Source organism: Streptomyces sp. NPDC093094, from assembly GCF_044754345.1.
In the GTDB taxonomy this organism is placed as follows: Bacteria; Actinomycetota; Actinomycetes; order Streptomycetales; family Streptomycetaceae; genus Streptomyces.
This window is the reverse complement of record NZ_JBIVOX010000015.1, coordinates 150,093-171,831: the sequence shown is the minus strand read 5'-3', so window position 1 is coordinate 171,831 and position 21,739 is coordinate 150,093. Positions and strand designations below refer to the sequence as shown.

The following is a 21,739-nucleotide window of genomic DNA, read 5'->3' as shown; positions in this document are numbered from 1 at the left end:
GGGTTCCGTGCGACGCGTCTTACGGTGTTGCCTGCTCGGCAACTGTCGTCTGCTCGACGTAGTGGCGCAACGCCTTTGTGTCGAGCGCTCCCGGGGCGCGCAGTGCCCGCGTGAACGCCCGGCGGCGGACCGCCTGGTCGAGACAGACGAGGGCGGGGTGCACATAGGCACCCCGGCCGGGCAGCGTACCGCGAGGATCGGGGACGCATTCGTCCTTGATCGCCACGATGCGCAGCAGACCGGTCTTGGCCGCCCGCTCCCGGCACCCCACACAGGTGCGTTCAGGGCATGCCCGGGCGTGCGTCCGGCCAGACACAGCTAAGTCTACCTCCCCGTGCCGACCTCACCCTTTCGGGGCAAGAATCGAACGGCTGTTGTCGTGATCTAAGCGACGTACGGCTTGGATCTATTCCCGTGTCCTACTCGGCGGGCTGCTCGGTGTCCGGACGGATGTCGATCCGCCAGCCGGTGAGCCGGGCCGCGAGCCGGGCGTTCTGGCCTTCCTTGCCGATCGCCAGCGACAGCTGGTAGTCCGGCACGATGACCCGCGCCGACCGGGACGCCAGGTCCACGACCTCGACCTTGGAGACCCGGGCCGGGGACAGGGCGTTGGCCACCATCTCCGCGGGGTCGTCCGACCAGTCGACGATGTCGATCTTCTCGCCGTTCAGCTCGCCCATCACGTTGCGCACCCGGCCGCCCATGGGGCCGATGCAGGCGCCCTTGGCGTTCAGGCCCGAACGGGTGGACCGTACGGCGATCTTGGTGCGGTGGCCGGCCTCGCGCGCGATGGCGGCGATCTCCACCGACCCGTCCGCGATCTCCGGCACCTCCAGGGCGAAGAGCTTCTTCACCAGACTGGGGTGCGTGCGCGAAAGGGTGACGGACGGACCGCGCACGCCCTTCGCCACCCGGACGACGTAACTGCGCAGCCGCATGCCGTGCGGGTAGCTCTCGCCCGGCACCTGCTCCTGCACCGGCAGGATGGCCTCCAGCTTGCCGATGTCGACGAGCACGTTCTTCGGGTCGCGGCCCTGCTGGACCACACCGGTGACGATGTCGCCCTCCCGGCCGGCGTACTCGCCGAGCGTGGCGTCGTCCTCGGCGTCGCGCAGCCGCTGCAGGATCACCTGCTTGGCGGTGGTGGCGGCGATACGGCCGAAGCCGGACGGGGTGTCGTCGAACTCGCGGGGCTCCTGGCCCTCCTCGATGTCCTCCGGGTCCTCCTTCGCCCACACGGTCACGTGACCGGTCTCCCGGTTGAGCTCCACGCGCGCGTGACGGCGGCTTCCCTCGGTGCGGTGGTAGGCGATGAGGAGGGCCGACTCGATCGCCTCGACCAGCAGGGGGAAGGAGATCTCCTTCTCCCTGACCAAGCCCCGCAGGGCGCTCATGTCGATGTCCACGGCTACGCCTCCTCCTCTTCCTTCATGTCCTTCTTGTCCTTGCGGTTGAACTCGACCTGCACGCGCGCCCTGGCGATCTCCGGGAAGCCGAGCCGGCGGGTGGTGGCCTTGCGTCCCTTCACCCCGGGCACCTCGACGTCCAGACCGTCCTCGTCCACCGAGAGGATCCGGGCGACCAGTTCGCCGTCGTCGGCCAGCTGGAACTTCACCAGCCGGTCCGCTGCGCGCACGTAGTGCCGGTGCTCGGTGAGCGCGCGCTCCGCGCCGGGGGTGCCGACCTCCAGGTCGTAGGCCGCGTCGCCCATCGCGTTGCTCTCGTCGAGCTTCGCCGAGAGCGCTCGGCTCACATCGGCGATGGCGTCCAGATCCGCGCCCTCGTCCGAGTCGACGACGACGCGCAGCACCCGCTTGCGTCCGACGGAGTCCACGGCGATCTCTTCGAGATCGAGGCCCTGGGAGGTGACGAGCGGCTCCAGAAGTTCTCGCAGCCTCTCGCTCTGGGTCGTGCTCATCCGGGTGACTCCTCGGCCGCGTGTGCTGTTGTGGGATGGGTCGCGTGTCTGGATCAAAGGGTATCGGGTCGCGGGGTGTGTTGCCGTCCACGGGCCGCCGGGCGGAGGCGCCCGCACACCCGGACGGCCGGGGTCCCGCGGCGCGCGCGGAACGGGGGCGGCCGGCTCCGCGGGGACCCGGAGCCGGTGCCGCGCCCCTCGGATGCGCCGTCCGACGAGCCGGTTGCCCGCGTCGGGCGGCGCCGCGGGTACCGTGATCACGTCTGTTCGTTCGAGCCCCCGAGGAACACCGCCGTGCCGTCTTCCCCGCCGCCGCGCATCCCCTCGGGGACGCGCAGAAGGACCCTGCTCGTCTCCGCCGCCGGTGGTCTGCTCGCGGCGGGCTGCTCCTCCGGCACCGAGCCCCGGGAGAAGGTCACGGGCGGCGGCAGCCCGTCGCCCGGTGAGCGGACCCGCGCGCGTGCCGCCCGGGACAGCGCGGCGCTGGTGGAGCGCTACGACGCCGTCGTCGCGGCGCACCCGGCGCTGGCGGAGCGGCTGGGGCCGCTGCGGGAGGAGACCGTGCGGCACACGGCGGCCTTCGGGGGCGCGGGGCACTCCCCGAAGCCCTCCGCCCCGGCTTCCGTGCCGCCCTCGCCCTCCGCGTCGTCCGCACCGCCCGCGTCGTCCGCACCGCCCGGGTCGCCCTCGCCGTCCGCGCCGGCTCCCGTGCCCGCCGCCCCGAAGGACGCCCTCGCGGAGCTGGCCGCCGCCGAGCGGGCACTCGCGGACCGGCGTGCCGCCGCCCTGGTCGAGGCGCCGGGGGAACTCGCCAGACTGCTGGCGTCCGTGGCCGCGGCCGGGGCCGCCCACGCGTATCTGCTGACCCTGGCGCCGACGGAGGACGACGCATGACCGAGGCGAAGAAGAAGGCCGCGCTGACGGAGCTCCAGGCGGCGCTGGCCGCCGAGCACGCGGCGGTCTACGGCTACGGCGTGGTCGGCGGCCGGATCCGCGAGGGCCGCCGCACCGAGGCCCGCGGGGCCTACGACGCCCATCGCGCCCGGCGCGACACGCTGGCCCGCGAGGTGCGGGACCTGGGCGGCGAGCCCGTCGCGGCGGCGGCCGCGTACGCGCTGCCGTTCGCGGTGACCGACTCGGAGTCGGCGGTGGGGCTCGCCGCCGAACTGGAGGACCGTGTGGCCGGGGTCTACTCGGACCTGGTGCGGGCCTCGACGGGCGAGCGCCGGGCCGCGGCCGCCGAGGCACTGCGGGAAGCCGCGGTGCGGGCGGTGCGCTGGCGCGGCGGGAGCGTAGCCTTCCCTGGGCTCGCCGAGCGGGCGGCCACGGCACCGGCCTCGCCCACCGCGTAGGACGTGGACGTAGGGGAAGGGACAACTCGCGCATGGCTTTCGAACCGCCGCGGCGTCTGGTCAGGGCGCTCGGTGAGAGTGCGCCGGACGGCGACGACTGGCTGGAGAAGCTGCCCGAGGCTCTTCACCGGGCGGTCGCCGCACGCGAGTTGACCGTGGACCGGGTGCAGGTGCCCGGCGGGCGCAGCAGCCTCGTCGTGCTGGTGCGGCGGGCCGACGGGACGCCCGCGGTGCTCAAACTGGCCCCGCCGCGGGCGCGTCCGCACAGCGAGCGGGCCGCGCTGGCGCACTGGGCCGGCCGGGGCGCCGTGGCGCTGCTGGAGGACGACGGGGCCGAGGGCGTCCTGCTGCTGGAGCGGCTGCACCCGGATGTCTCCGTGCGGTCGCTGCCGGAGGCGAAGGCCCTGCTGGAGGCCGCGGGCACGCTGCGCCGGCTGTGGACCCCGCCGCCCGAGGGGCCCGTCTTCGAGACGGTCGCGGAGCGGACGGGCCGGCAGGCCCTGGCCCTGCGGGCCGGCGCGGACGCCGACGCCGAGCTGGTGCCGCTGGTCGACGCGGCGCTCGGGGTGCGTGCGGAACTGCTGGCGGCGCCGCCCGAACACCGGCTGCTGCACGGCACGTTCCGGCAGTCCAAGGTGCTGGCCGGCGAGCGGACGCCGTGGCTGGCGGTCGGACCGGACCCGGTGGTCGGCGAGTGCGCCTTCGATCTGGCCCGGCTGGTCCGGGACCGGGTGGAGGACCTGATCGCCTCCCCGTCGGGTGCGGCGACGACCCGGCGCCGGGTGAAGCGGCTCGCGGAGTCGCTGGACGTGGACCAGGAGCGGCTGCGGGGCTGGACGCTGTTCCGTGCCGTCGAGTCGGGCGTGAGGGCCCTTCGCGTGGGCCGGCCGAGGGATGCGGAGCTCCTGCTGGAGTTCGCGGGCTGGCTGTAGGAACACCCCCGGCCGGGCGACGGGGCCGGGCGCACGGCAGGTGCCGCGGCGGCGGAAGGCCGTGACGGCGGCGGAGTGCCGCGCCCTCCGCCCGTCTCGGTGACGGAGGGCGCGGTGGGCCGGCCGGCGTGCCTCCCGAGCTTGCCGACCGGAGTCTCATGTGCGGGGCCGGGCGGACCGGCCGCCCGGCCCGCTCAGGTCCCGGGCGGCCGGTCCGCGGGGTGCGCGCCGAGCAGATGGCCCTCGAGCGCCAGCAGGTGCGTGTGCCGGCGGATGTGCGCGTCCTGGTCCGCGGTGGACTCGTCGGCGTGCCGGATCCGCCGGCCCGGTACGGGCTCCGCGTACGGCACGTGCTCGAACAGCGCGAGGTCGGCGGACGGGACGAGCCAGGACATCTGGAGTCCGCCGGCCGTCAGGCGCAGGCGGTGGGTGCCGTGGTGCTCGGTTCCGCCGGCCGGGGTGAGGACGGCGCTCGCGGGATGCAGGGCCGCCAGCCAGGCCAGCAGGTGCGCGCGCTCGCGGCTGATGCGGCCGAACTCCTGCGCGTAGGAGTCGGCGTGGAGTTTCCAGCGCGTCACCTCCCCTCTGCTGACGGCCAGTTCGGACTCCAGACGCCGCCGGGAGGCCGCCTCGCGCAGCCGGGCGGCGGGGCGGATCAGGAGGCGGCGGACGGCGAGGACGCCGGCGCCGAGGCCCGGACGCGCCCGCGGACGCGGGCGGCCGGACGCGGACGCGCCGGGTGGGGAGTCCTCGGGAAGTACGGGCATGCATGGCTCCCATGCGGTGTTCGAGTCGGTGGGCGTGCTGCCGTGGGCCCGGGTCGGCGGGCGGTCCGGCGGCCCGGGTCCCTTGGGCTTGCCCCGCGTGGAACCCGTACGGCGGTAGCGCCCGGCGCCACGGGCGTTGGCCGCGCGGCACGCGTCGTCGACCGGCTCGTCCCTGCGCAGGTGCCGCTGGTAGGCCGCCCGGGTGCCGCAGGGCGCGGGCTCCCCCCTCGGGCGGCCGCCCGCCCGGGGAACCATGTCGGGAGCGGCCTCGGCGCCCGGCGGCCGGGGCTGCTGGCGTCCGGCGCGCTCCAGGGCGTACCGCTGGGCTCCGGTGAGCCCGGCTATGATCCCGCTGCGCTGGCACTTGGCCAGCCCCTCCTCGCGTTTCAGCACGGCCTCCCGGCACGGCTGCAGGACGGGGCACGCCTGGCAGGCGGCGATGGCCCGGTCGCGCGTGCGGTCGGCGAACCAGAGTTCCGCGTCCTGGTGCAGACAGGCCGCGCTGCGCTCCCACTCACGTCCCCGGGTGCCGACGGCGGGCGCGCTCACCGGAAGGTTCTCCCGCCCGGCGCGGTCCGGCGGACCGGGGTCAACGGGCCCGCGTAGGCGGCCACGTTGGCGAGCGAGCAGCGCTCCGGGCGGCCGTCCAGCGACATCAGGGGCATGCCGTCGGCGTTCTGCTCTCCCTGGAAGTACCAGACGTCCCCGTGGGCGTCGCGATACGGGAGCGTGAGGTCGTAGACGGCCCCGTCGAGACGGAACAATCGTTTCTCCCGTACGGCCCCGCCCGCCTCCCGGCCGGCCTTCCCGAGCACGACCCCGCCCGCCTCCCGGCCGGCCTTCCCGAGCACGGCCCCCGGGGCCCCCGCGGTCGTCCTGCCGAGCGCGACTCCCGTGGCCGCCCTCCTGCGCCCGGCAGCCGGGACCGCCGCCCCCGTCTCCCCCTCGGACACGGGCGGCCGGGCGGTGCGGCCCAGGACCGAGGTGCGCACGCCGAAGCGCCATCCCTCACCGGCGAGGACGCGCGGGTGGAGCCGTTCGCCGGCGGCGGTGAGTCCGAAGTACGCGCACCACTGCGCCCATTCGGCCAGGTCCCGGACGTGGAGCAGGACCCGCACCCGGTCGCGGTCGGCCTTGACGCCCACCACCGCGGGGTGCCCGTCGAGTTCCCGCGCGAGGGTCTCGGCGGCACGCCGGGCGCGGCGGCAGGCGACGTCCCAGGCGAGCGCCTGACGTTCCAGGTCGGTCAGATCGGGCCGGGTGCGGGACCAGCCGCCGTCGGCCCCGCGGTGCAGCAGCACGCCGGACGCCCCGGGCCCGGGGGCCGCGCCGTCGGCCGTGGAGAGATCCTCGCTCATGCCGGCACCGCCCCGACCGTCCACCGCAGCTGCCGCATCGCGCGGTGCGTGAGGGCCCGTACGGCGCCGACGGTCCGGCCCATCTCCCGCGCCGTCTCCTCGGGCGACAGCTCGCCGAGGAAACGCAGTTCGAGGCAGTGGCGCTGGGGCGGGCTGAGGGTCATCAGCGCCCGCTGGACCGCCTCGCACGCCTCGACGGCCTCCAGTTCGCGCACGGGCGGGGAGTCGGCGCCGCAGGCCCGCCGCACCGGGTCGTGGGGCTCGGCGACCGGGGTCTCCCTGCGGGTGCGGCTGCGGCCCAGTTCGTCCAGGTACAGGTTGCGGGCGATGGTGGTCAGCCACGCGGCGAACGCGCTGCCCTGCCAGGCGAATCCGCCGATGCCCCGCAGCGCGCGGACGAACACCTCCTGGGCCAGGTCCTCGGCCAGATGCCGGTCACGGGTGCGGAACAGCAGATACCGGTACACCCCGCGGTAGTGCTCGCGGTACAGGAGGGCGAACGCCTCCCGGTCGCCCTCGCGGGCCCGTGCGACTAACGCGGGCTCCGGGCCGGCGGGCACGGTCCGGACGCCGGCCGGTGACGTAGTGGTGGACAAGGTCGGTGCGGACAAGATCGGTACTCCTCGGGCCTCGTGATGCTTCGGGGATCGTCGGTCCCCGAATCTGCGATATTCGTGTAGATGTAGATTTGTGGGGTACAAAGAAAGGGTGATCCGCGGTCCGGGACGGCGATCACGCCCCGTGCGCCGCCGGAACACCCGTCGGCGGTGCGGCGGCAGGAGGTGCGCCGGCCCCGACTCCCGGAGATATCTACAGTCTTCAGGTAGATGCATATCGTGTCAACTGCGTCATCAATCTGCAATCTACTTGCGCATGTAGATACGCATGCCGGATCCTCTGACGTGTGACGACCCAGCCGACACCACCCGCAGAGCCTGAAGCAGGCGACGATCCCACCCATCAGGGCGAGGATCTGTCGAGCCTGCTCACGCGGCTCCTCTCGGCGAGCCAGGGGCGGACCCAGAAGGACCTGGCGACGGAGGCGGGCGTTTCGTATCCGACTCTCAACGCCTGGATGAACCGGACGCGCGGTACGTCCCGGATCGACCCCGAGCGCCTGCGGGCCATGGTCGAGGTGTTCCGGCGCTGGGGCGTGCGCACCACACCCCGCGAGTTCTTCGAGGCCGTCGGCCGGCCCGTGCCCGGACCCAGCCGGGACGAGCGCGAGGCGCGGCTGCTGAAGCTCTACCGGCAATTGCCGGAGGAACGGCAGCGGGCGCTGATCAAGGACGCGGAGGCGATGCTCCAGGTCAGCCGGATCGGCTGACCTGGAGCATCGGCGTCGGGCGCGACCGTCCGGCATATGCGGTGCGGTGGACGGGCTTCACGGAATCTGCCGAAAACTCCCACAGTGCACACGCGTCCCGGTACCATCAGTCAGCCGCTGACCTCCCGGAGCGGATCAATGCATCGCGTTATGCATCCCTGGGGAGACAGCTGTGTGCATCCACGTCTGCGTGGCGGCCGATCTGCCGGCCATGGTCGTATGGGATCCCGACGAGGTCAGCATCCTCGTCGCCAGAGGTTCCCGCCTGTTCGAAGTGATCAGAGAAGTCCGCGCCCTGCTGACGATCGACCTGGGCGCACCGGAGGGAACCGGCAACCTGCTGCTGTGCTACTGCGGCATGCAGGTGAAGCTGCCGGCCGAACTCGTCACCTGCGGCGTCGCGGCTGAGGCCTGCTGATCTCGACGGCCGCAAGCACCTGAAACGGCCGCCGCGGGGGAATCCCCGCGGCGCCACGTCGTTCACACCGGCCGGATCAGGCGGTCAGCCGGGCGATCGCCTCTTCCACGGTCAGCTCCTCGCGCTCTCCGGTCCGGCGGTCCTTCAGCTCGACGACCCCCTCTCCCGCGCGACGGCCGGCCACGAGGATCTTCGGCACACCGATCAGCTCCGAGTCGGTGAACTTCACGCCCGGGGAGACACCCGCACGGTCGTCGACGAGGACCCGCAGGCCCGCCGCGGCGAGCTTGCCGGAGACGTCCAGGGCCAGCTCGGTCTGCAGGGCCTTGCCCGCGGCCACCACATGGACGTCGGCCGGGGCGACCTCGGCGGACCAGCACAGACCCTTGTCGTCGGCGGTCTGCTCGGCGAGGGCCGCGACCGCGCGGGAGACACCGATGCCGTAGGAACCCATGGTGACGCGGACCGGCTTGCCGTTCTGGCCGAGCACGTCGAGCTTGAGGGCGTCCGCGTACTTGCGTCCCAGCTGGAAGATGTGGCCGATCTCGATGGCACGGTCCAGCTTCAGGCCGGTGCCGCACTGCGGGCAGGGGTCGCCCTCCTGCACCACGACGACGTCGACGTACGCGTCGACCTCGAAGTCACGGCCCGCGACCACGTTCTTCGCGTGCATGCCCTCCTTGTTGGCGCCGGTGATCCAGGAGGTGCCGGGGGCCACGCGCGGGTCGGCGATGAAGGTGACCTTGTCCAGGCCCTGCGGGCCGACGTAGCCGCGGACCAGGTCGGGGCGCTCGGCGAAGTCGGCCTCGGTGACCATCTCGACGGCTGCCGGGGCGAAGTGCGCCTCGACCTTGCCCAGGTCGACCTCGCGGTCGCCGGGCACGCCCACGGCGACGACCTCGCCGTCCACCTTCACCAGGAGGTTCTTCAGCGTGGCGGAGGCCGGGACGCCGAGGGAGGCGGCGAGGGTCTCGATGGTGGGGGTGTCCGGGGTGGGGATGTCCTCCGCGGTGGGCACGGCGGAGCCGTCCACCGGCTTCAGCGCGTAGGCGATCGCCTCGGTGTTCGCGGCGAAGTCGCAGTTCGGGCAGTCGGCGAAGGTGTCCTCGCCGGCCTCGGCCGGGGCCAGGAACTCCTCCGACTTCGAGCCGCCCATCGCGCCCGCGGTGGCGGCGCAGATGCGGTAGTCCAGACCGAGGCGCTCGAAGACGCGCCGGTACGCCTCACGGTGCAGGGCGTAGGACTTCGCCAGGCCCTCGTCCTCCAGGTCGAAGGAGTACGAGTCCTTCATGAGGAACTCACGGCCGCGCAGGATGCCGGCCCGGGGGCGGGCCTCGTCCCGGAACTTGGTCTGGATCTGGTACAGGATGACCGGCAGGTCCTTGTAGGACGAGCACTGGTCCTTCACCAGCAGGGTGAAGATCTCCTCGTGGGTCGGGCCGAGGAGGTAGTCGCCGCCCTTGCGGTCCTTCAGGCGGAACAGCTCCTGGCCGTACTCGTCCCAGCGGCCGGTCGCCTCGTACGGCTCACGCGGCAGCAGCGCGGGGAGGGAGACCTCCTGGGCGCCGATGGCGTCCATCTCCTCGCGGACGATGCGCTCGACGTTGGCGAGGACCTTCTTGCCGAGGGGCAGCCAGCTCCAGATGCCGGCGGCGGTGCGGCGGACGTAGCCGGCGCGCACGAGGAGCTTGTGGCTGAGGACCTCGGCGTCCGCCGGGTCGTCGCGCAGCGTCTTCGCCATCAACTGGGACATGCGCTGGACCGGTGCGTTGGCCATGGTTCTCGAACTCCTGCCGGGTGTGGGTTATGGCTAGGAGGTTAGCCGGGCGGTGGGGGGCTGCGGAAATCGGTTAGCGGCGGCGCAGCGGGAGAGGGGCGCCCATCACGGCGTACGGCTTGGGGGCGCTCGGGAAGTGGACGCGGCGGGCGAGGTCGACGTAGCCGAGGGAGTGGTACAGGCCGCGGGCGGGGCTGTCGGTGTCGATCGCGGAGAGGATGCTGCGCGGCTCGGCGGCGGCGTCGGTCATCCTGGTGATCAGGGTCCGGCCGACACCGCGGTTCTGGTGGGCCGGGTGGACGTGGAGTTCCGTGATGACGAAGGAGCCGTCGAGCCACGGCTCGTTCCCCTCGGCGCGGAGGTAGGGCTCCACGACGGTGGACCACCAGTGGGTGCGGTCGTTGGGCATGCCGTAGACGAAGCCGATCAGGGCGCCCCTGGAGGTGGCACCGAGGGCCCTGGCGCCGGGATACGTCATATGGCGCAGGACGATCTGCCGGCGTACGGCCACCTCGTCCGCGTCCAGTCCGAAGGCGACGGCCTGTACCGCCAGGGCCTCGTCCACGTGGGCTGCGAGGTCCAGGGGCGCGATGGCGAGGTCCATGCCGGGAGACTACAGGTCGCCCTCCCCCGGACAGCGCGCTAGAACAGCACGCTCATGAACGCGCCCACCTCTTCGAAGCCCACCCGGGTGTACGTCCTTCTCGCCGCCGTGTTGAAGTCGTTGACGTAGAGGCTGACGACCGGGGCCACGTCCGTGAGGGCGTAGCGCAGGACCGCCGCCATGCCCGGGGCCGCGATGCCCCTGCCCCGGTGCTCGGGGGCCACCCAGACGCCCTGGATCTGGCAGGCGCTGCCGGTCGCGGCGCCGATCTCCGCCTTGAACATGACCTTGCCGTCGTCGTCGAGACGGGCGAAGGAACGGCCGGTGCCGACGAGTTCGGCGACCCGGGCCTGGTAGAGGAGGCCGCCGTCGCCGGCCAGCGGGGAGACACCGACCTCCTCGGTGAACATGGCGACACAGGCCGGCATGATCGCCTCCATCTCGTCCTTGCGGACGCGCCGGACGCGGGGGTCCGGGGCGACGCCGGCCGGCATGCGGTCGGTGACCATCAGGGGCTGGCGGGCGCGGATGTCGCGGGCGGGTCCCCAGTGCGGTTCGAGCAGACGCCACAGCTCGGCGGTGGGCTCGGCGGGGCCGACGATGGAGGAGCAGCGGCGGCCGGCCCGGCGGGCTCGGTCGGCGAAGGCGCGGATCGCGCGGGGACCGGCGCAGATGGGAACCAGGTTGGCGCCCGCGTAGCACAGGGACGTGAGCATGCCGTCCTCGTACCAGCCCCACATCTCGCCGCCCAGGCGCCACGGGTCCAGGCCCGCGACCTGGACCCGGGAGGTGACGAAGGCGTTCGCCACGGGCTCTCGGCCGAGGACGGCGAGGGCGGCGTCCAGGTCACTCGGTTCGAGGACCCGGGAGGTGGTCTGGGTCAACACGTGCGGGGGCCTCACGCTCGGATCTGCTGGTCTCCGCACTGTACCCGCGGAAGCCGGACGGCGGAGCCTCGTGCGGTCCGGCATCCCTTCCGGCACCTGTCCTCAGCCACCGGACGGGCCGGGGCCCGCGAGCCATCGGCCGCGCTCCAGCCGGTACACCACGCCCCGGCGCAGCGGGCCCTGCGGGACGGCCGGGTCGTCGAAGTCCCCGGCCTCGTCGTGGGTCATGCCGAGGCGGTCCATCACGGCCCGGGAGCGGTGGTTGGCCTCGGTGGTCACGGCGAGGATCTCGGGCAGGGCGAGGCGGCCGAAGCCGAAGGCGAGCGCGGCGCGGGCGGCCTCCGTGGCATAGCCGTGGCCCCAGGCGGCGCGGGCCAGCCGCCAGCCCGCCTCCACGCCGGTGAACGGCATGCCGTCGTCGACGGGGTCCAGGCCGGCGAAGCCGGCGAACTCCCCGGTGGCGGCGACCTCCACGGCCCACCAGCCCCAGCCGCGTTCGTCGAGGTCGGCCTGGAAACGGGCGACGGAGGCGTCGCTCCGCTCCCGGTCGAGGAGTCCGGGGAAGTGCTCCCGCACCTGCGGGTCGGCGTTGAGCGCCGCCCACGGGTCGAGGTCGGTCTCCCGCCAGGAGCGGAGGATCAGTCGTTCGGTACGCAGCTCGGGCATGGGACGAGCCAACCTCACCGGCCCGCGCGACGCGATCGGATTACCCCGCGGGGAGCCCGCTGCGCCCGGCGGGCCGCCGGGCGGTCTCCCGCGGGGACCGTGTCGTCGGCCCGCCGACGCGGCCGTGGGTGTCAGCCCGCCACGGACACCGAGGGCTCGCCGGAGCCGATGCCGTCGGCCTCCATCTGCTCGGCCAGCTTCATGGCCTCCTCGATGAGGGTCTCCACGATCTTGGACTCGGGGACGGTCTTGATGACCTCGCCCTTGACGAAGATCTGGCCCTTGCCGTTGCCGGAGGCGACCCCGAGGTCGGCCTCCCGGGCCTCACCGGGACCGTTGACGACACAGCCCATCACCGCGACCCGCAGGGGGACCTCCATGCCCGTCAGACCCGCCGTGACCTCCTCGGCCAGCTTGTACACATCCACCTGGGCCCGGCCGCAGGACGGACAGGAGACGATCTCCAGACCCCGCTGCTTGAGGTTGAGGGACTCCAGGATCTGCAGCCCCACCTTGACCTCCTCCGCCGGCGGCGCCGACAGCGAGACCCGGATGGTGTCACCGATGCCCTGGCTCAGCAGCGCCCCGAACGCCACCGCCGACTTGATCGTGCCCTGGAAGGCGGGACCCGCCTCGGTGACACCCAGGTGCAGCGGATAATCACACTGGGCGGCGAGCTGCTTGTACGCCTCGATCATGATCACCGGGTCGTTGTGCTTGACCGAGATCTTGATGTCGCGGAAGCCGTGCTCCTCGAACAGCGACGCCTCCCACAGTGCCGACTCCACCAGCGCCTCCGGGGTCGCCCTGCCGTACTTCTGGAGCAGCCGCCGGTCCAGCGAACCCGCGTTGACACCGATACGGATCGGCGTGCCGTGGTCCTTCGCCGCCCGCGCGATCTCCCTGACCTTGTCGTCGAACTGCTTGATGTTGCCCGGGTTCACCCGCACCGCCGCACAGCCCGCCTCGATCGCCGCGAACACGTACTTCGGCTGGAAGTGGATGTCGGCGATCACCGGGATCTGCGACTTGCGGGCGATCGTGGCCAGCGCGTCGGCGTCGTCCTGCGTCGGGCAGGCCACCCGCACGATCTGGCAGCCCGACGCCGTCAGCTCCGCGATCTGCTGGAGCGTGGCACCGATGTCCGACGTACGGGTCGTCGTCATCGACTGCACCGAGACCGGGGCGTCGCCACCGACCGCCACGGAACCGACCTGGATCTGCCGGCTCTTGCGGCGCTCGGCGAGCCTGGTCGGAACGGACGGCATGCCGAGAGAAATCGCAGTCATCTGCTGTGCAACCCCATGTCGTGGATCAAGGTCCGGACCCGTATCCGCGGCGGGCTCCGGTCTTCGAGGTTACGGCACCCGGCACGGGCCGATCACTCCCCCACCGCGAATGCGCTCGGCGGGGCGGCCCCGCCGCGGGTAAACCACCCGATGGAAGGCGGCCGGGCACCCAGGGTGCCCGGCCGCCGTGAACCGCGGGTGTCCTGCCGCCGTCCTACGAGATTCTGACCGGGTTGACCACGTCCGCGATCAGGACCAGCACCGTGAAGCAGATGAAGATCCCGGCGACCACGTAGGCGACCGGCATCAGCTTGGCCACGTCGAACGGGCCGGGGTCGGGGCGGCGCAGCACCTTGGCGGTGTTGCGGCGCAGCGACTCCCACAGGGCGCCCGCGATGTGGCCGCCGTCCAGCGGCAGCAGCGGGAGCATGTTGAACAGGAACAGGGAGAGGTTGAAGCCGGCCAGCAGGAACACGAACATGGCGAGCTGCTGGGAGGCCGGGATGTCGAGGGTGGCGATCTCGCCGCCGACCCGGGCCGCGCCGACGATGCCCATCGGGGAGTCCTGCTCGCGCGGTCCGTCGCCGAAGGCGGCGTCCCACAGGGCGGGGATCTTGGAGGGCAGCGCGACGAGGGAGTCGACGGCGTCGCCGACCCGGTCGCCCATCCAGGTCACGGAGTCGCCGAGGCCCAGGGTGACGACGCCCTCGGCGGCGCTGAAGCCGAGGAAGCCCGCCTTGATGTACTCGCCCTGGACGTAGGCGCCGCTGGAGTCCTTCTTGGTGACGAGGTTGGTCGCGATCTTCGCGTGCAGGGTGCGCTCCTGGCCGCCGCGCTCGACGACGATCGCCACCTCCTTGCCGGCGCTGTCGCGGATGAGGTCGGAGAGGGTGTTCCAGTCGTCGGTGCGCCGGCCGTCGAAGGCGACGATCCTGTCCCCGGCCTTCATTCCGGCGGCGGCCGCCGGGGAGGCCGGGTCGGCCTTCTTGCACTCGTCGCGCTTCTCGGTCTGCGCGATGACGCACGGGGAGACCGAGCTGACGGTGGTGGTCTGCTGCTGGATGCCGAAGCCCATCAGCACGGTGAGGAACAGGCCGACCGCGAGGACGAGGTTCATGAACGGACCCGCGAACATCACGATGACGCGCTTCCACGGCTTGCGCGTGTAGAAGAGGCGGTTCTCGTCACCCGGCTTGAGCTCCTCGAAGGCGGCCGAGCGGGCGTCCTCGATCATGCCGCGCCACGGGGAGGTGGAGCGGGCCTCCAGCCTGCCGTCGGGGCCGGGCGGGAACATGCCGATCATACGGATGTAGCCGCCGAACGGGATCGCCTTGACGCCGTACTCGGTCTCGCCCTTGTTCCTCGACCAGACGGTCGGGCCGAAGCCGACCATGTACTGCGGCACCCGGATGCCGAACAGCTTGGCCGTGGACAGGTGGCCCAGCTCGTGCCACGCGATCGAGAAGAGCAGGCCGACCGCGAAGACCACTATGCCGAGGATGAACATCAGGGTCGTCATGCACGGGCCTCCGCCGTCTGTGCCGTCAGTTCCCGGGCGCGTGCGCGGGCCCAGGTCTCCGCTTCGAGGACGTCCGACACGGTCAGTGAGGTTCCCGTCCCCGGGGTGCCGTGCTCCTCGACGACCCGGGTGACGGTCTCCATGATCCCGTTGAAGGGCAGCGCGCCGGCCCGGAAGGCCCCCACGCACTCCTCGTTGGCGGCATTGAACACCGCCGGGGCGGTGCCCGCGAGCTCGCCCACGTGCCGGGCGAGGTTCACCGACGGGAACGCCTCGTTGTCGAGCGGGAAGAACTCCCACGTCGAGGCCGTGCTCCAGTCGAACGCGGGCGCGGCGTCGGGCACGCGCTCCGGCCAGCCGAGGCCGACGGCGATCGGGCCACGCATGTCGGGGGGCGTGGCCTGCGCCAGGGTCGATCCGTCCGTGAACTCCACCATCGAGTGAACATACGACTGGGGATGGACGACGACCTCAATGCGGTCGAAGGGAATGTCGTAGAGGAGGTGCGCCTCGATGACCTCCAGGCCCTTGTTGACGAGGGTCGCGGAGTTGATCGTGATGACCGGGCCCATGGCCCAGGTGGGGTGCGCGAGGGCGTCCTCGACGGTCACGTGCGCGAGCTGTTCCTTCGTGCGGCCGCGGAAGGGGCCGCCGGAGGCGGTGACGACGAGCTTGCGGACGTCGGCGCGGGTGCCGGCGGCGAGGGCCTGGAAGAGGGCGGCGTGCTCGGAGTCGACCGGGATGATCTGGCCCGGCTTCGCGCGCTCCTTGACCAGCGGGCCGCCGACGATGAGCGACTCCTTGTTGGCGAGCGCGAGGGTGCGGCCCGCCTCCAGCGCGGCGAGGGTGGGGGCGAGACCGATGGAGCCGGTGATGCCGTTGAGCACGGTGTGGCAGTCGGAGGCGGCGACGTCGGTGGCCGCCTGCGGTCCGGCGAGGATCTCGGGCAGCGGCTCGCCCGCCCCGTACTCGGCGACGAGGGCGTCCCGCAGTGCCGGGACGACGTCCTCGCGGGCCACCGCCACGGTCCCCACCCGCAGCCGGCGGGCCTGCTCGGCGAGCAGGGCGACCCGGCCGCCGTTGGCGGACAGGGCGCTCACCCGGAAACGGTCGGGATTGCGCAGGACGAGGTCGATGGCCTGGGTGCCGATCGAACCGGTCGAGCCGAGGATGACCACGTCCTTGGGCCCGCCTCCCACGACGGGGTCGTAGACGAGATGCGGGTCGGCGAGGGGGGCTGGGCTGTCGCTCATGCCCCCCATTGTGGCCGCTGGCGACGGACGCGCGGACAGGGTGCCCCCCGCACGGGGGCACCCCGGGGCCGCTCACCTGATGGAGCGGCGGACGTTCTCCCGGGTCGCGGGCCCGGGCGTGGCGTCGGCGATCCACGGACCGTCGTCGGACGGGTCCAGAATGCCCTCCTCCAGCCATGTGTAGGTGCCGGTCAGGACGCCCTTGACGACCTTGCGGTCGAGGTCGTCGGTGTTCTTCCACAGACGGTCGAAGAGTTCGTCGACGCGGATGCGGGCCTGGTGGCAGAAGGCGTCGGCGAGCTGGTACGCCTCGCGGCCGTGGTCGTCGCCGCGGCGCAGCAGTTCGGCGCGGACGCAGGCGGCGCTCATGGCGAAGAGTTCCGCCCCGATGTCGACGATCCGGCCGAGGAAGCCCTGCTTGGTCTCCATGCGGCCCTGCCAGCGGGACATGGCGTAGAAGGTGGAGCGGGCGAGTCTGCGGGCGTGGCGTTCGACGTAGCGGAGGTGGCCGGACAGGTCGACCTCGTGGCGGAACTCGCCGTAGGCCGCCGGGAGCTGGCCGGGGCCCGCGACCAGCCGGGGCAGCCACTTGGCGTAGAAGACACCGGCGCCCATGCCCGCCCTGGCCTTGTCCTGGAGGGACTTCTCGGGGTCGATGAGGTCGCCGGCGACGCTGAGGTGGGCGTCGACGGCCTCACGGGCGATGAGCAGGTGCATGATCTCGGTGGAGCCCTCGAAGATGCGGTTGATGCGCAGGTCGCGCAGCATCTGCTCGGCCGGGACGGCCCGCTCGCCGCGGGCCCGCAGGGACTCGGCGGTCTCGAAGCCGCGGCCGCCGCGGATCTGGACCAGCTCGTCGGCCATCAGGCAGGCCATCTCGGAGCCGTAGAGCTTGGCGAGGGCGGCCTCGATGCGGATGTCGTTGCGGTCCTCGTCGGCCATCTGGGAGGACAGGTCCAGGACCGCCTCCAGGGCGAAGGTGGTCGCCGCGATGAAGCTGATCTTCGAGCCGACGGCCTCGTGCAGGGCGACCGGCCTGCCCCACTGCTCGCGGACCGCGGACCATTCGCGGGCGATCTTCAGGCACCACTTGCCCGCGCCCACGCACATCGCGGGCAGGGAGAGCCTGCCGGTGTTGAGGGTGGTCAGGGCGATCTTCAGGCCCGCGCCCTCGGCGCCGATGCGGTTCGCCGCGGGGACCCGGACCCGGTGGAAGCGGGTGACACCGTTCTCCAGGCCGCGCAGTCCCATGAAGGCGTTGCGGTTCTCCACGGTGATGCCCTCGGAGGCGGCCTCGACGACGAAGGCGGTGATGCCGCCCTTGTGGCCCTGCGACTTCGGCACACGGGCCATGACGACGAGGAGATCGGCGACGACTCCGTTGGTGGTCCAGAGTTTCACCCCGTCGAGCACATAGGTGTCGCCGTCGGGCACGGCCGTGGTGGCGAGGCGGGCCGGGTCGGATCCGACGTCGGGCTCGGTGAGGAGGAAGGCGGAGATGTCGGTGCGGGCGCAGCGGGGCAGGAAGGCGTCCTTCTGCTCCTGGGTGCCGAAGATCTTCAGCGGCTGGGGCACCCCGATGGACTGGTGGGCGCTGAGCAGCGCGCCGATCGCCGGGCTGACGGAGCCGACCAGGGCGAGGGCCTTGTTGTAGTAGACCTGGGTGAGGCCGAGGCCGCCGTACCTGGGGTCGATCTTCATGCCGAGCGCGCCGAGTTCCTTGAGGCCGTCGACGACCTCGTCGGGGATGCGGGCGTCGCGTTCGACGGCCGCCGCGTCGATCTCCGTCTCGCAGAAGTCGCGGAGCTTGGCGAGGAACTCCTCGCCGCGCCGGGCGTCCTCGGCGGCGGGCAGCGGGTGGGGGTGGATGAGGTCGAGGCGCAGGCGCCCGAGGAAGAGTTCCTTGGCGAAGCTGGGCTTGCGCCAGTCCTGTTCCCTGGCCGCCTCCGCGACCTGGCGGGCCTCGCGCTCGGTCACGGTACGTGGGGGTGTTGCAGCGGACATGAGGCTCACCTCGCCGCGAAGAGGGATCTTGGGGACCGTCCGTCACTGATCGGTGCTACCGGATCGTATGTACCTGAAAGCGGATGCCCTCACCAGTCCTCGCGCGTCCGTTCGGCCGATGTCGACGCGATGTGCGTGTTGCGCCGGGCCCCTCCCGAGGGGGACCGTGCACATGCACCCGCCGGACGTGAAGAAAGCTGTCGAAGCGCTTCGACTGCCTATGGACACCCGCTCGCGCTGGAGCTACTGTCGAACCACCCTCACTCGCCTCTGTCAAACCTGCGCACTGTCGAAGCGCTTCACAAAGCTGGGAGAGCTGGATGGTCACCCTCGCCGAGGTCGCCCAGCACGCCGGAGTGTCGGCGAGCACGGTGAGCTATGTCCTCAGCGGCAAGCGGTCCATCTCCGCCACCACCCGCCGGCGGGTCGAGCAGAGCATCAGGGAGCTGGGCTACCACCCGAACGCCGGAGCCCGTGCCCTGGCCGGCAAGCGGTCCAACATCATCGCGCTGATGATCCCGCTGCGCACCGACCTGTACGTGCCGGTGATGATGGAGATCGCCATCGCGGTGGCCACCACCGCCCGCGCGCACGGCTACGACGTGCTGCTGCTGACCGGCGAGGAGGGCCCCGACGCCGTACGCCGGGTCACCGGCAGCGGGCTCGCCGACGCGATGATCCTGATGGACGTCGAGCTGGAGGACGAACGGCTGCCGCTGCTGCGCGGCACCGAGCAGCCGTCCGTGCTGATCGGGCTGCCCGCCGACACCGACGGCCTGACCTGCGTGGACCTCGACTGGACGGCGACGGGCGCGCTGTGCGTGGAGCAGCTGGCCGCGCTCGGCCACCGGGACGTGGCCGTCATCGGCGAGGCGCCCGCGGTGTACGAACGGCACACCGGCTTCGCCGAACGCACCCTGGACGGACTGCGCTCCCGCTCCCGGGAGCTGGGTGTACGGCTGCTGCACCGGCCGTGCGAGGGCGGTTACGACGCGATGGCGTCCACGCTCGCCCGGGTCTTCGACGAACGCCCGGGCACCACCGGGTTCGTCGTGCAGAACGAGTCCGCCGTCGAGCCGCTCCTCGCGCTGCTGCGCCAGCAGGGCCGGGCCGTGCCCGAGGACGTGTCCGTCGTCGCCGTCTGCCCCGACCAGGTCGCCACCCAGGCGTCGGTGCGCCTGACGTCCGTCCCCGTCCCCGCGCAGGAGATGGGCCGGCACGCGGTGGAGCTTCTGGTGGCCAAACTCGACGGACGCGAGGGCGACGAGGTCGTGCTGATCGCGCCCGAGCTGACGGTCCGGGCGAGCTCGGGCCCGGCTCCGGCCGCCTCCTGACCCGCGCTCGCCCGCACTCCCGCGCTCGCGCCCTCGCCCTCGCCCTCGCGCTCCCGCCCTCGCCCTCGCCCTCGCGCTCCCGCCCTCGCCCTCGCCCTCGCGCTCCCGCCCTCGCCCTCGCCCTCGCGCCCTCGCCTCGCCCTCGCCTCGCCCCGCGCTCGTCCCGCTCGCGCTCCAGCCCGCTCCGCCGTCGCTCCGTCTGCGCGATGTCCCTGCCCGGGCACCCCCTTGTCTGCACTCCTCCGGCCACCCAGGAGTACCCCCGTGAATCAGCCTGCCGAGATCCAGCCCAAGGTCAGCCTCGCGCAGTCCTCCCCCACCGTCGGCACGTTCCGCGAGCGGGGCGGCGCGCTGGAGTGGAGCGGCCGCCAGGAGACCGTACGCGTCGAGCCGTGGGGTCCGGACGCGGTCCGGGTGCGCGCCCGGCTCGGCGGGCCCGTCCTCGAAGGGCTGCCGGGCGCCCTGCTCGACGAGGCCCCAGCCACCTCCTCCACCGTGAAGACCGAGGACGGCCGAGGGCGGCTGACGGTCGGCGCGCTCACCGTCGACATCGACGCCGAGGGCATGGTCCGCTTCCTGCGCACCGACGACTCCGGCGAGCTGCTCGCCGAGGAGCGCGCCCACTTCTGGTGGCCCGGACCGCGCCTGTACACCGCCGTCGGGGGCGGCCACCACCGCCTGGAGCAGCGGTTCGCCGCCTACGAGGGCGAGCGGCTGTACGGCCTGGGCCAGCACCAGCACGGCCGGTTCGACCAGAAGGGCCTGGTCCTGGATCTGGTGCAGCGCAACGCCGAGGTGAGCATCCCGGTGCTGACCTCGAGCCGCGGCTACACCCTGCTGTGGAACAACCCCGCGATCGGCCGGGTGGAGCTCGCGCACAACGGCACCCGCTGGGTCGCCGACTCCGCCCGCCAGATCGACTACTGGATCACCGCGGGCACCCCCGCCGACGCCCAGCGCCGCTACAGCGCGGTGACCGGCCGCACCCCGATGCTGCCCGAGTGGGCGGCCGGCTTCTGGCAGTGCAAGCTGCGCTACCGCACGCAGGACGAGCTGCTGGAGGTGGCCCGCGAGTACCGGCGCCGCGGGCTGCCCCTCGACGCGATCGTGTGCGACTTCTTCCACTGGACGCACCTCGGCGAGTGGAAGTTCGACCCAAAGGAGTGGCCGGACCCGGCCGCGATGGTCCGTGAGCTGGACGAACTGGGCGTGAAGCTGGTGGTGAGCGTGTGGCCGTCGGTGTCACCGCTCTCCGAGAACCATCCGGTGATGGAGCAGCGCGGCTACTTCATCGGCACCCAGTACGGGCCCCTCGCGCACGCCGACTGGCCGGACAAGGAGGTCGCCTCCACCGTCCAGGTCGCCTTCTACGACGCCACCAACCCCGGCGCCCGGGAGTTCGTGTGGTCGAAGGTGCGGGACAACTACGTGCGCCCCTACGGCATCACGGCGTTCTGGCTGGACGCCTGCGAGCCCGAGCTGAAGCCGGGTTACCCCGAGAACCTGCGCTACTGGGCCGGACCGGGTCTGGAGGTCGGCAACCTCTACCCGGCGGACAACGCGCGCACCTTCCACGAAGGGCTGCTCGCGGAGGGCGAGCCGCAGGTCATCACCCTCAACCGCTCGGCGTGGGCGGGCAGCCAGCGCCACGGCGCCGCCCTGTGGTCGGGCGACATCGGCACCGACTTCGCGACGCTGCGCCGCCAGATCGCGGCGGGCCTGAACACCGCGCTGTCCGGCATCCCCTGGTGGAACACCGACATCGGCGGCTTCCACGGCGGCGACCCCGACGACCCGGACTACCGCGAGGTGATGGTCCGCTGGTTCCAGTTCGGCGCGCTGTCCCCGCTGATGCGGCTGCACGGCTTCCGCGAGCCGGGCACGGAGCTGGGCCCGGACATGACCGGCGGCCCGAACGAGGTGTGGTCCTACGGCGAGGAGGCCGGGGCGATCCTGGAGAAGTACCTGAGGCTGCGCGAGCGGCTCAGGCCGTATGTGCTGCGGGTCATGCGGGAGGCCCACGAGGAGGGACTGCCGGTGATGCGGCCGCTGTTCCTGGAGTTCCCCGGGGACCAGACGGCGTGGCAGGTGGACGACGCCTATCTGTTCGGCCGGGACCTGCTGGTCGCCCCGGTGCTGACCGCGGGCGCGACGGCCCGTACGGCCTATCTCCCGGCGGGGGCGCGCTGGACGGACGCCTGGACCGGTGCGGCGTACGAGGGCGGTACGGCCGTGACCGTCGACGCCCCGCTGGACCGCGTCCCGCTGTTCCTGAGGGACGGCGCCGAGCTGCCGATCGCCCGATGACACGTGCGGCCGGTCCCGTGGGGGAGG

Annotated in this window: 21 protein-coding genes; 7 read left to right on the top strand and 14 right to left on the bottom strand. The window is 72.6% G+C overall.

Features of this window, described 5'->3' with window-relative positions; genetic code table 11:
• Window positions 1-19 precede the first annotated feature (19 nt).
• The 3 genes from ACIQGV_RS29165 to rimP all read right to left on the bottom strand — a co-directional run bounded on the left by ACIQGV_RS29165 (window position 20) and on the right by rimP (window position 1,918).
• Window positions 20-316: a YlxR family protein gene (locus ACIQGV_RS29165; protein ID WP_402499418.1), complete on the bottom strand. Its 297-nt coding sequence runs from the start codon at window positions 314-316 to the stop codon at window positions 20-22.
• 103 nt (window positions 317-419) lie between these two features.
• On the bottom strand, window positions 420-1,406 hold the full coding sequence (gene nusA, locus ACIQGV_RS29160) for a transcription termination factor NusA (protein ID WP_402499416.1): 987 nt from the start codon (window positions 1,404-1,406) through the stop codon (window positions 420-422).
• A 2-nt stretch (window positions 1,407-1,408) separates the two neighbouring features.
• Entirely contained in the window at window positions 1,409-1,918 is a 510-nt protein-coding gene (gene rimP, locus ACIQGV_RS29155; RefSeq protein ID WP_402499414.1) for a ribosome maturation factor RimP, read from the bottom strand.
• 294 nt (window positions 1,919-2,212) lie between these two features.
• Between rimP and ACIQGV_RS29150 the strand changes: the two genes are divergently transcribed.
• Genes ACIQGV_RS29150 through ACIQGV_RS29140 form a run of 3 tightly spaced genes read left to right on the top strand, consistent with a single transcriptional unit; the run spans window position 2,213 to window position 4,202 of the window.
• On the top strand, window positions 2,213-2,812 hold the full coding sequence (locus tag ACIQGV_RS29150; RefSeq protein ID WP_402499411.1) for a hypothetical protein: 600 nt from the start codon (window positions 2,213-2,215) through the stop codon (window positions 2,810-2,812).
• On the top strand, window positions 2,809-3,270 hold the full coding sequence (locus ACIQGV_RS29145; protein WP_402499408.1) for a ferritin-like domain-containing protein: 462 nt from the start codon (window positions 2,809-2,811) through the stop codon (window positions 3,268-3,270). The genes ACIQGV_RS29150 and ACIQGV_RS29145 overlap by 4 nt, the downstream gene beginning before the upstream one ends.
• Before the next feature lie 32 nt (window positions 3,271-3,302).
• Window positions 3,303-4,202, top strand: a complete 900-nt coding sequence (locus tag ACIQGV_RS29140) for an aminoglycoside phosphotransferase family protein (protein WP_402499406.1) — start codon at window positions 3,303-3,305, stop codon at window positions 4,200-4,202.
• A gap of 194 nt (window positions 4,203-4,396) precedes the next feature.
• Here the strand turns inward: ACIQGV_RS29140 and ACIQGV_RS29135 are convergent, their stop codons facing one another.
• From ACIQGV_RS29135 to ACIQGV_RS29125, 3 genes are read right to left on the bottom strand one after another with little or no spacing between them, the layout of a single operon-like run.
• The gene (locus tag ACIQGV_RS29135) at window positions 4,397-5,518 is read right to left on the bottom strand and encodes a WhiB family transcriptional regulator (RefSeq protein WP_402499403.1); all 1,122 of its coding nucleotides are present in this window, start codon (window positions 5,516-5,518) and stop codon (window positions 4,397-4,399) included.
• Window positions 5,515-6,327: a BN159_2729 family protein gene (locus tag ACIQGV_RS29130; RefSeq protein ID WP_402499401.1), complete on the bottom strand. Its 813-nt coding sequence runs from the start codon at window positions 6,325-6,327 to the stop codon at window positions 5,515-5,517. Before ACIQGV_RS29130 ends, ACIQGV_RS29135 begins: the two co-directional genes overlap by 4 nt.
• Complete coding sequence (locus tag ACIQGV_RS29125) at window positions 6,324-6,938, bottom strand: RNA polymerase sigma factor (protein WP_402499398.1); 615 nt, start codon at window positions 6,936-6,938, stop codon at window positions 6,324-6,326. The genes ACIQGV_RS29130 and ACIQGV_RS29125 overlap by 4 nt, the downstream gene beginning before the upstream one ends.
• A gap of 293 nt (window positions 6,939-7,231) precedes the next feature.
• Between ACIQGV_RS29125 and ACIQGV_RS29120 the strand changes: the two genes are divergently transcribed.
• Both ACIQGV_RS29120 and ACIQGV_RS29115 read left to right on the top strand, forming a co-directional pair.
• A complete protein-coding gene (locus ACIQGV_RS29120) occupies window positions 7,232-7,654 on the top strand; it encodes a helix-turn-helix domain-containing protein (protein ID WP_402499395.1) in 423 nt (140 codons plus the stop codon).
• A 190-nt stretch (window positions 7,655-7,844) separates the two neighbouring features.
• On the top strand, window positions 7,845-8,072 hold the full coding sequence (locus tag ACIQGV_RS29115) for a hypothetical protein (protein ID WP_402499391.1): 228 nt from the start codon (window positions 7,845-7,847) through the stop codon (window positions 8,070-8,072).
• 76 nt (window positions 8,073-8,148) lie between these two features.
• On the opposite strand, the gene ACIQGV_RS29110 is transcribed toward ACIQGV_RS29115, so the two are convergent.
• The 8 genes from ACIQGV_RS29110 to ACIQGV_RS29075 all read right to left on the bottom strand — a co-directional run bounded on the left by ACIQGV_RS29110 (window position 8,149) and on the right by ACIQGV_RS29075 (window position 18,071).
• Window positions 8,149-9,849: a proline--tRNA ligase gene (locus ACIQGV_RS29110; protein ID WP_402499388.1), complete on the bottom strand. Its 1,701-nt coding sequence runs from the start codon at window positions 9,847-9,849 to the stop codon at window positions 8,149-8,151.
• 73 nt (window positions 9,850-9,922) lie between these two features.
• Window positions 9,923-10,453: a GNAT family N-acetyltransferase gene (locus tag ACIQGV_RS29105; protein WP_402499385.1), complete on the bottom strand. Its 531-nt coding sequence runs from the start codon at window positions 10,451-10,453 to the stop codon at window positions 9,923-9,925.
• A 38-nt stretch (window positions 10,454-10,491) separates the two neighbouring features.
• A complete protein-coding gene (locus ACIQGV_RS29100) occupies window positions 10,492-11,340 on the bottom strand; it encodes a GNAT family N-acetyltransferase (protein ID WP_402499383.1) in 849 nt (282 codons plus the stop codon).
• A 102-nt stretch (window positions 11,341-11,442) separates the two neighbouring features.
• Window positions 11,443-12,006, bottom strand: a complete 564-nt coding sequence (locus ACIQGV_RS29095) for a GNAT family N-acetyltransferase (protein WP_402499380.1) — start codon at window positions 12,004-12,006, stop codon at window positions 11,443-11,445.
• A gap of 131 nt (window positions 12,007-12,137) precedes the next feature.
• Window positions 12,138-13,295, bottom strand: coding sequence for a flavodoxin-dependent (E)-4-hydroxy-3-methylbut-2-enyl-diphosphate synthase (gene ispG / locus ACIQGV_RS29090; RefSeq protein ID WP_402499378.1), 1,158 nt, complete (start codon window positions 13,293-13,295; stop codon window positions 12,138-12,140).
• Between the two features lie 214 nt (window positions 13,296-13,509).
• Window positions 13,510-14,802, bottom strand: coding sequence for a M50 family metallopeptidase (locus tag ACIQGV_RS29085; RefSeq protein WP_402499471.1), 1,293 nt, complete (start codon window positions 14,800-14,802; stop codon window positions 13,510-13,512).
• An 8-nt stretch (window positions 14,803-14,810) separates the two neighbouring features.
• On the bottom strand, window positions 14,811-16,067 hold the full coding sequence (gene dxr, locus ACIQGV_RS29080; protein WP_402499375.1) for a 1-deoxy-D-xylulose-5-phosphate reductoisomerase: 1,257 nt from the start codon (window positions 16,065-16,067) through the stop codon (window positions 14,811-14,813).
• A 72-nt stretch (window positions 16,068-16,139) separates the two neighbouring features.
• Window positions 16,140-18,071 carry an acyl-CoA dehydrogenase family protein gene (locus tag ACIQGV_RS29075; protein ID WP_402499373.1) on the bottom strand — a complete coding sequence of 644 codons (1,932 nt, stop codon included), beginning with the start codon at window positions 18,069-18,071 and terminating at the stop codon, window positions 16,140-16,142.
• Window positions 18,072-18,391: 320 nt separating this feature from the next.
• On the opposite strand from ACIQGV_RS29075, the gene ACIQGV_RS29070 reads away from it, so the two are divergent.
• Entirely contained in the window at window positions 18,392-19,405 is a 1,014-nt protein-coding gene (locus ACIQGV_RS29070) for a LacI family DNA-binding transcriptional regulator (RefSeq protein WP_402499371.1), read from the top strand.
• Window positions 19,406-19,669: 264 nt separating this feature from the next.
• Complete coding sequence (locus ACIQGV_RS29065) at window positions 19,670-21,712, top strand: TIM-barrel domain-containing protein (RefSeq protein WP_402499369.1); 2,043 nt, start codon at window positions 19,670-19,672, stop codon at window positions 21,710-21,712.
• The last annotated feature ends 27 nt before the right edge of the window (window positions 21,713-21,739 follow it).

Coding starts and splice junctions, on each gene's coding strand:
- ACIQGV_RS29130 (WP_402499401.1), bottom strand. CDS start 6,327: ATGAGCGAGGATCTCTCCACGGCCGACGGCGCGGCCCCCGGGCCCGGG.
- rimP (WP_402499414.1), bottom strand. CDS start 1,918: ATGAGCACGACCCAGAGCGAGAGGCTGCGAGAACTTCTGGAGCCGCTC.
- ACIQGV_RS29140 (WP_402499406.1), top strand. CDS start 3,303: ATGGCTTTCGAACCGCCGCGGCGTCTGGTCAGGGCGCTCGGTGAGAGT.
- ACIQGV_RS29070 (WP_402499371.1), top strand. CDS start 18,392: ATGGTCACCCTCGCCGAGGTCGCCCAGCACGCCGGAGTGTCGGCGAGC.
- ACIQGV_RS29085 (WP_402499471.1), bottom strand. CDS start 14,802: ATGTTCATCCTCGGCATAGTGGTCTTCGCGGTCGGCCTGCTCTTCTCG.
- ACIQGV_RS29075 (WP_402499373.1), bottom strand. CDS start 18,071: ATGTCCGCTGCAACACCCCCACGTACCGTGACCGAGCGCGAGGCCCGC.
- ACIQGV_RS29095 (WP_402499380.1), bottom strand. CDS start 12,006: ATGCCCGAGCTGCGTACCGAACGACTGATCCTCCGCTCCTGGCGGGAG.
- ispG (WP_402499378.1), bottom strand. CDS start 13,295: ATGACTGCGATTTCTCTCGGCATGCCGTCCGTTCCGACCAGGCTCGCC.
- ACIQGV_RS29145 (WP_402499408.1), top strand. CDS start 2,809: ATGACCGAGGCGAAGAAGAAGGCCGCGCTGACGGAGCTCCAGGCGGCG.
- dxr (WP_402499375.1), bottom strand. CDS start 16,067: ATGAGCGACAGCCCAGCCCCCCTCGCCGACCCGCATCTCGTCTACGAC.
- ACIQGV_RS29105 (WP_402499385.1), bottom strand. CDS start 10,453: ATGGACCTCGCCATCGCGCCCCTGGACCTCGCAGCCCACGTGGACGAG.
- ACIQGV_RS29110 (WP_402499388.1), bottom strand. CDS start 9,849: ATGGCCAACGCACCGGTCCAGCGCATGTCCCAGTTGATGGCGAAGACG.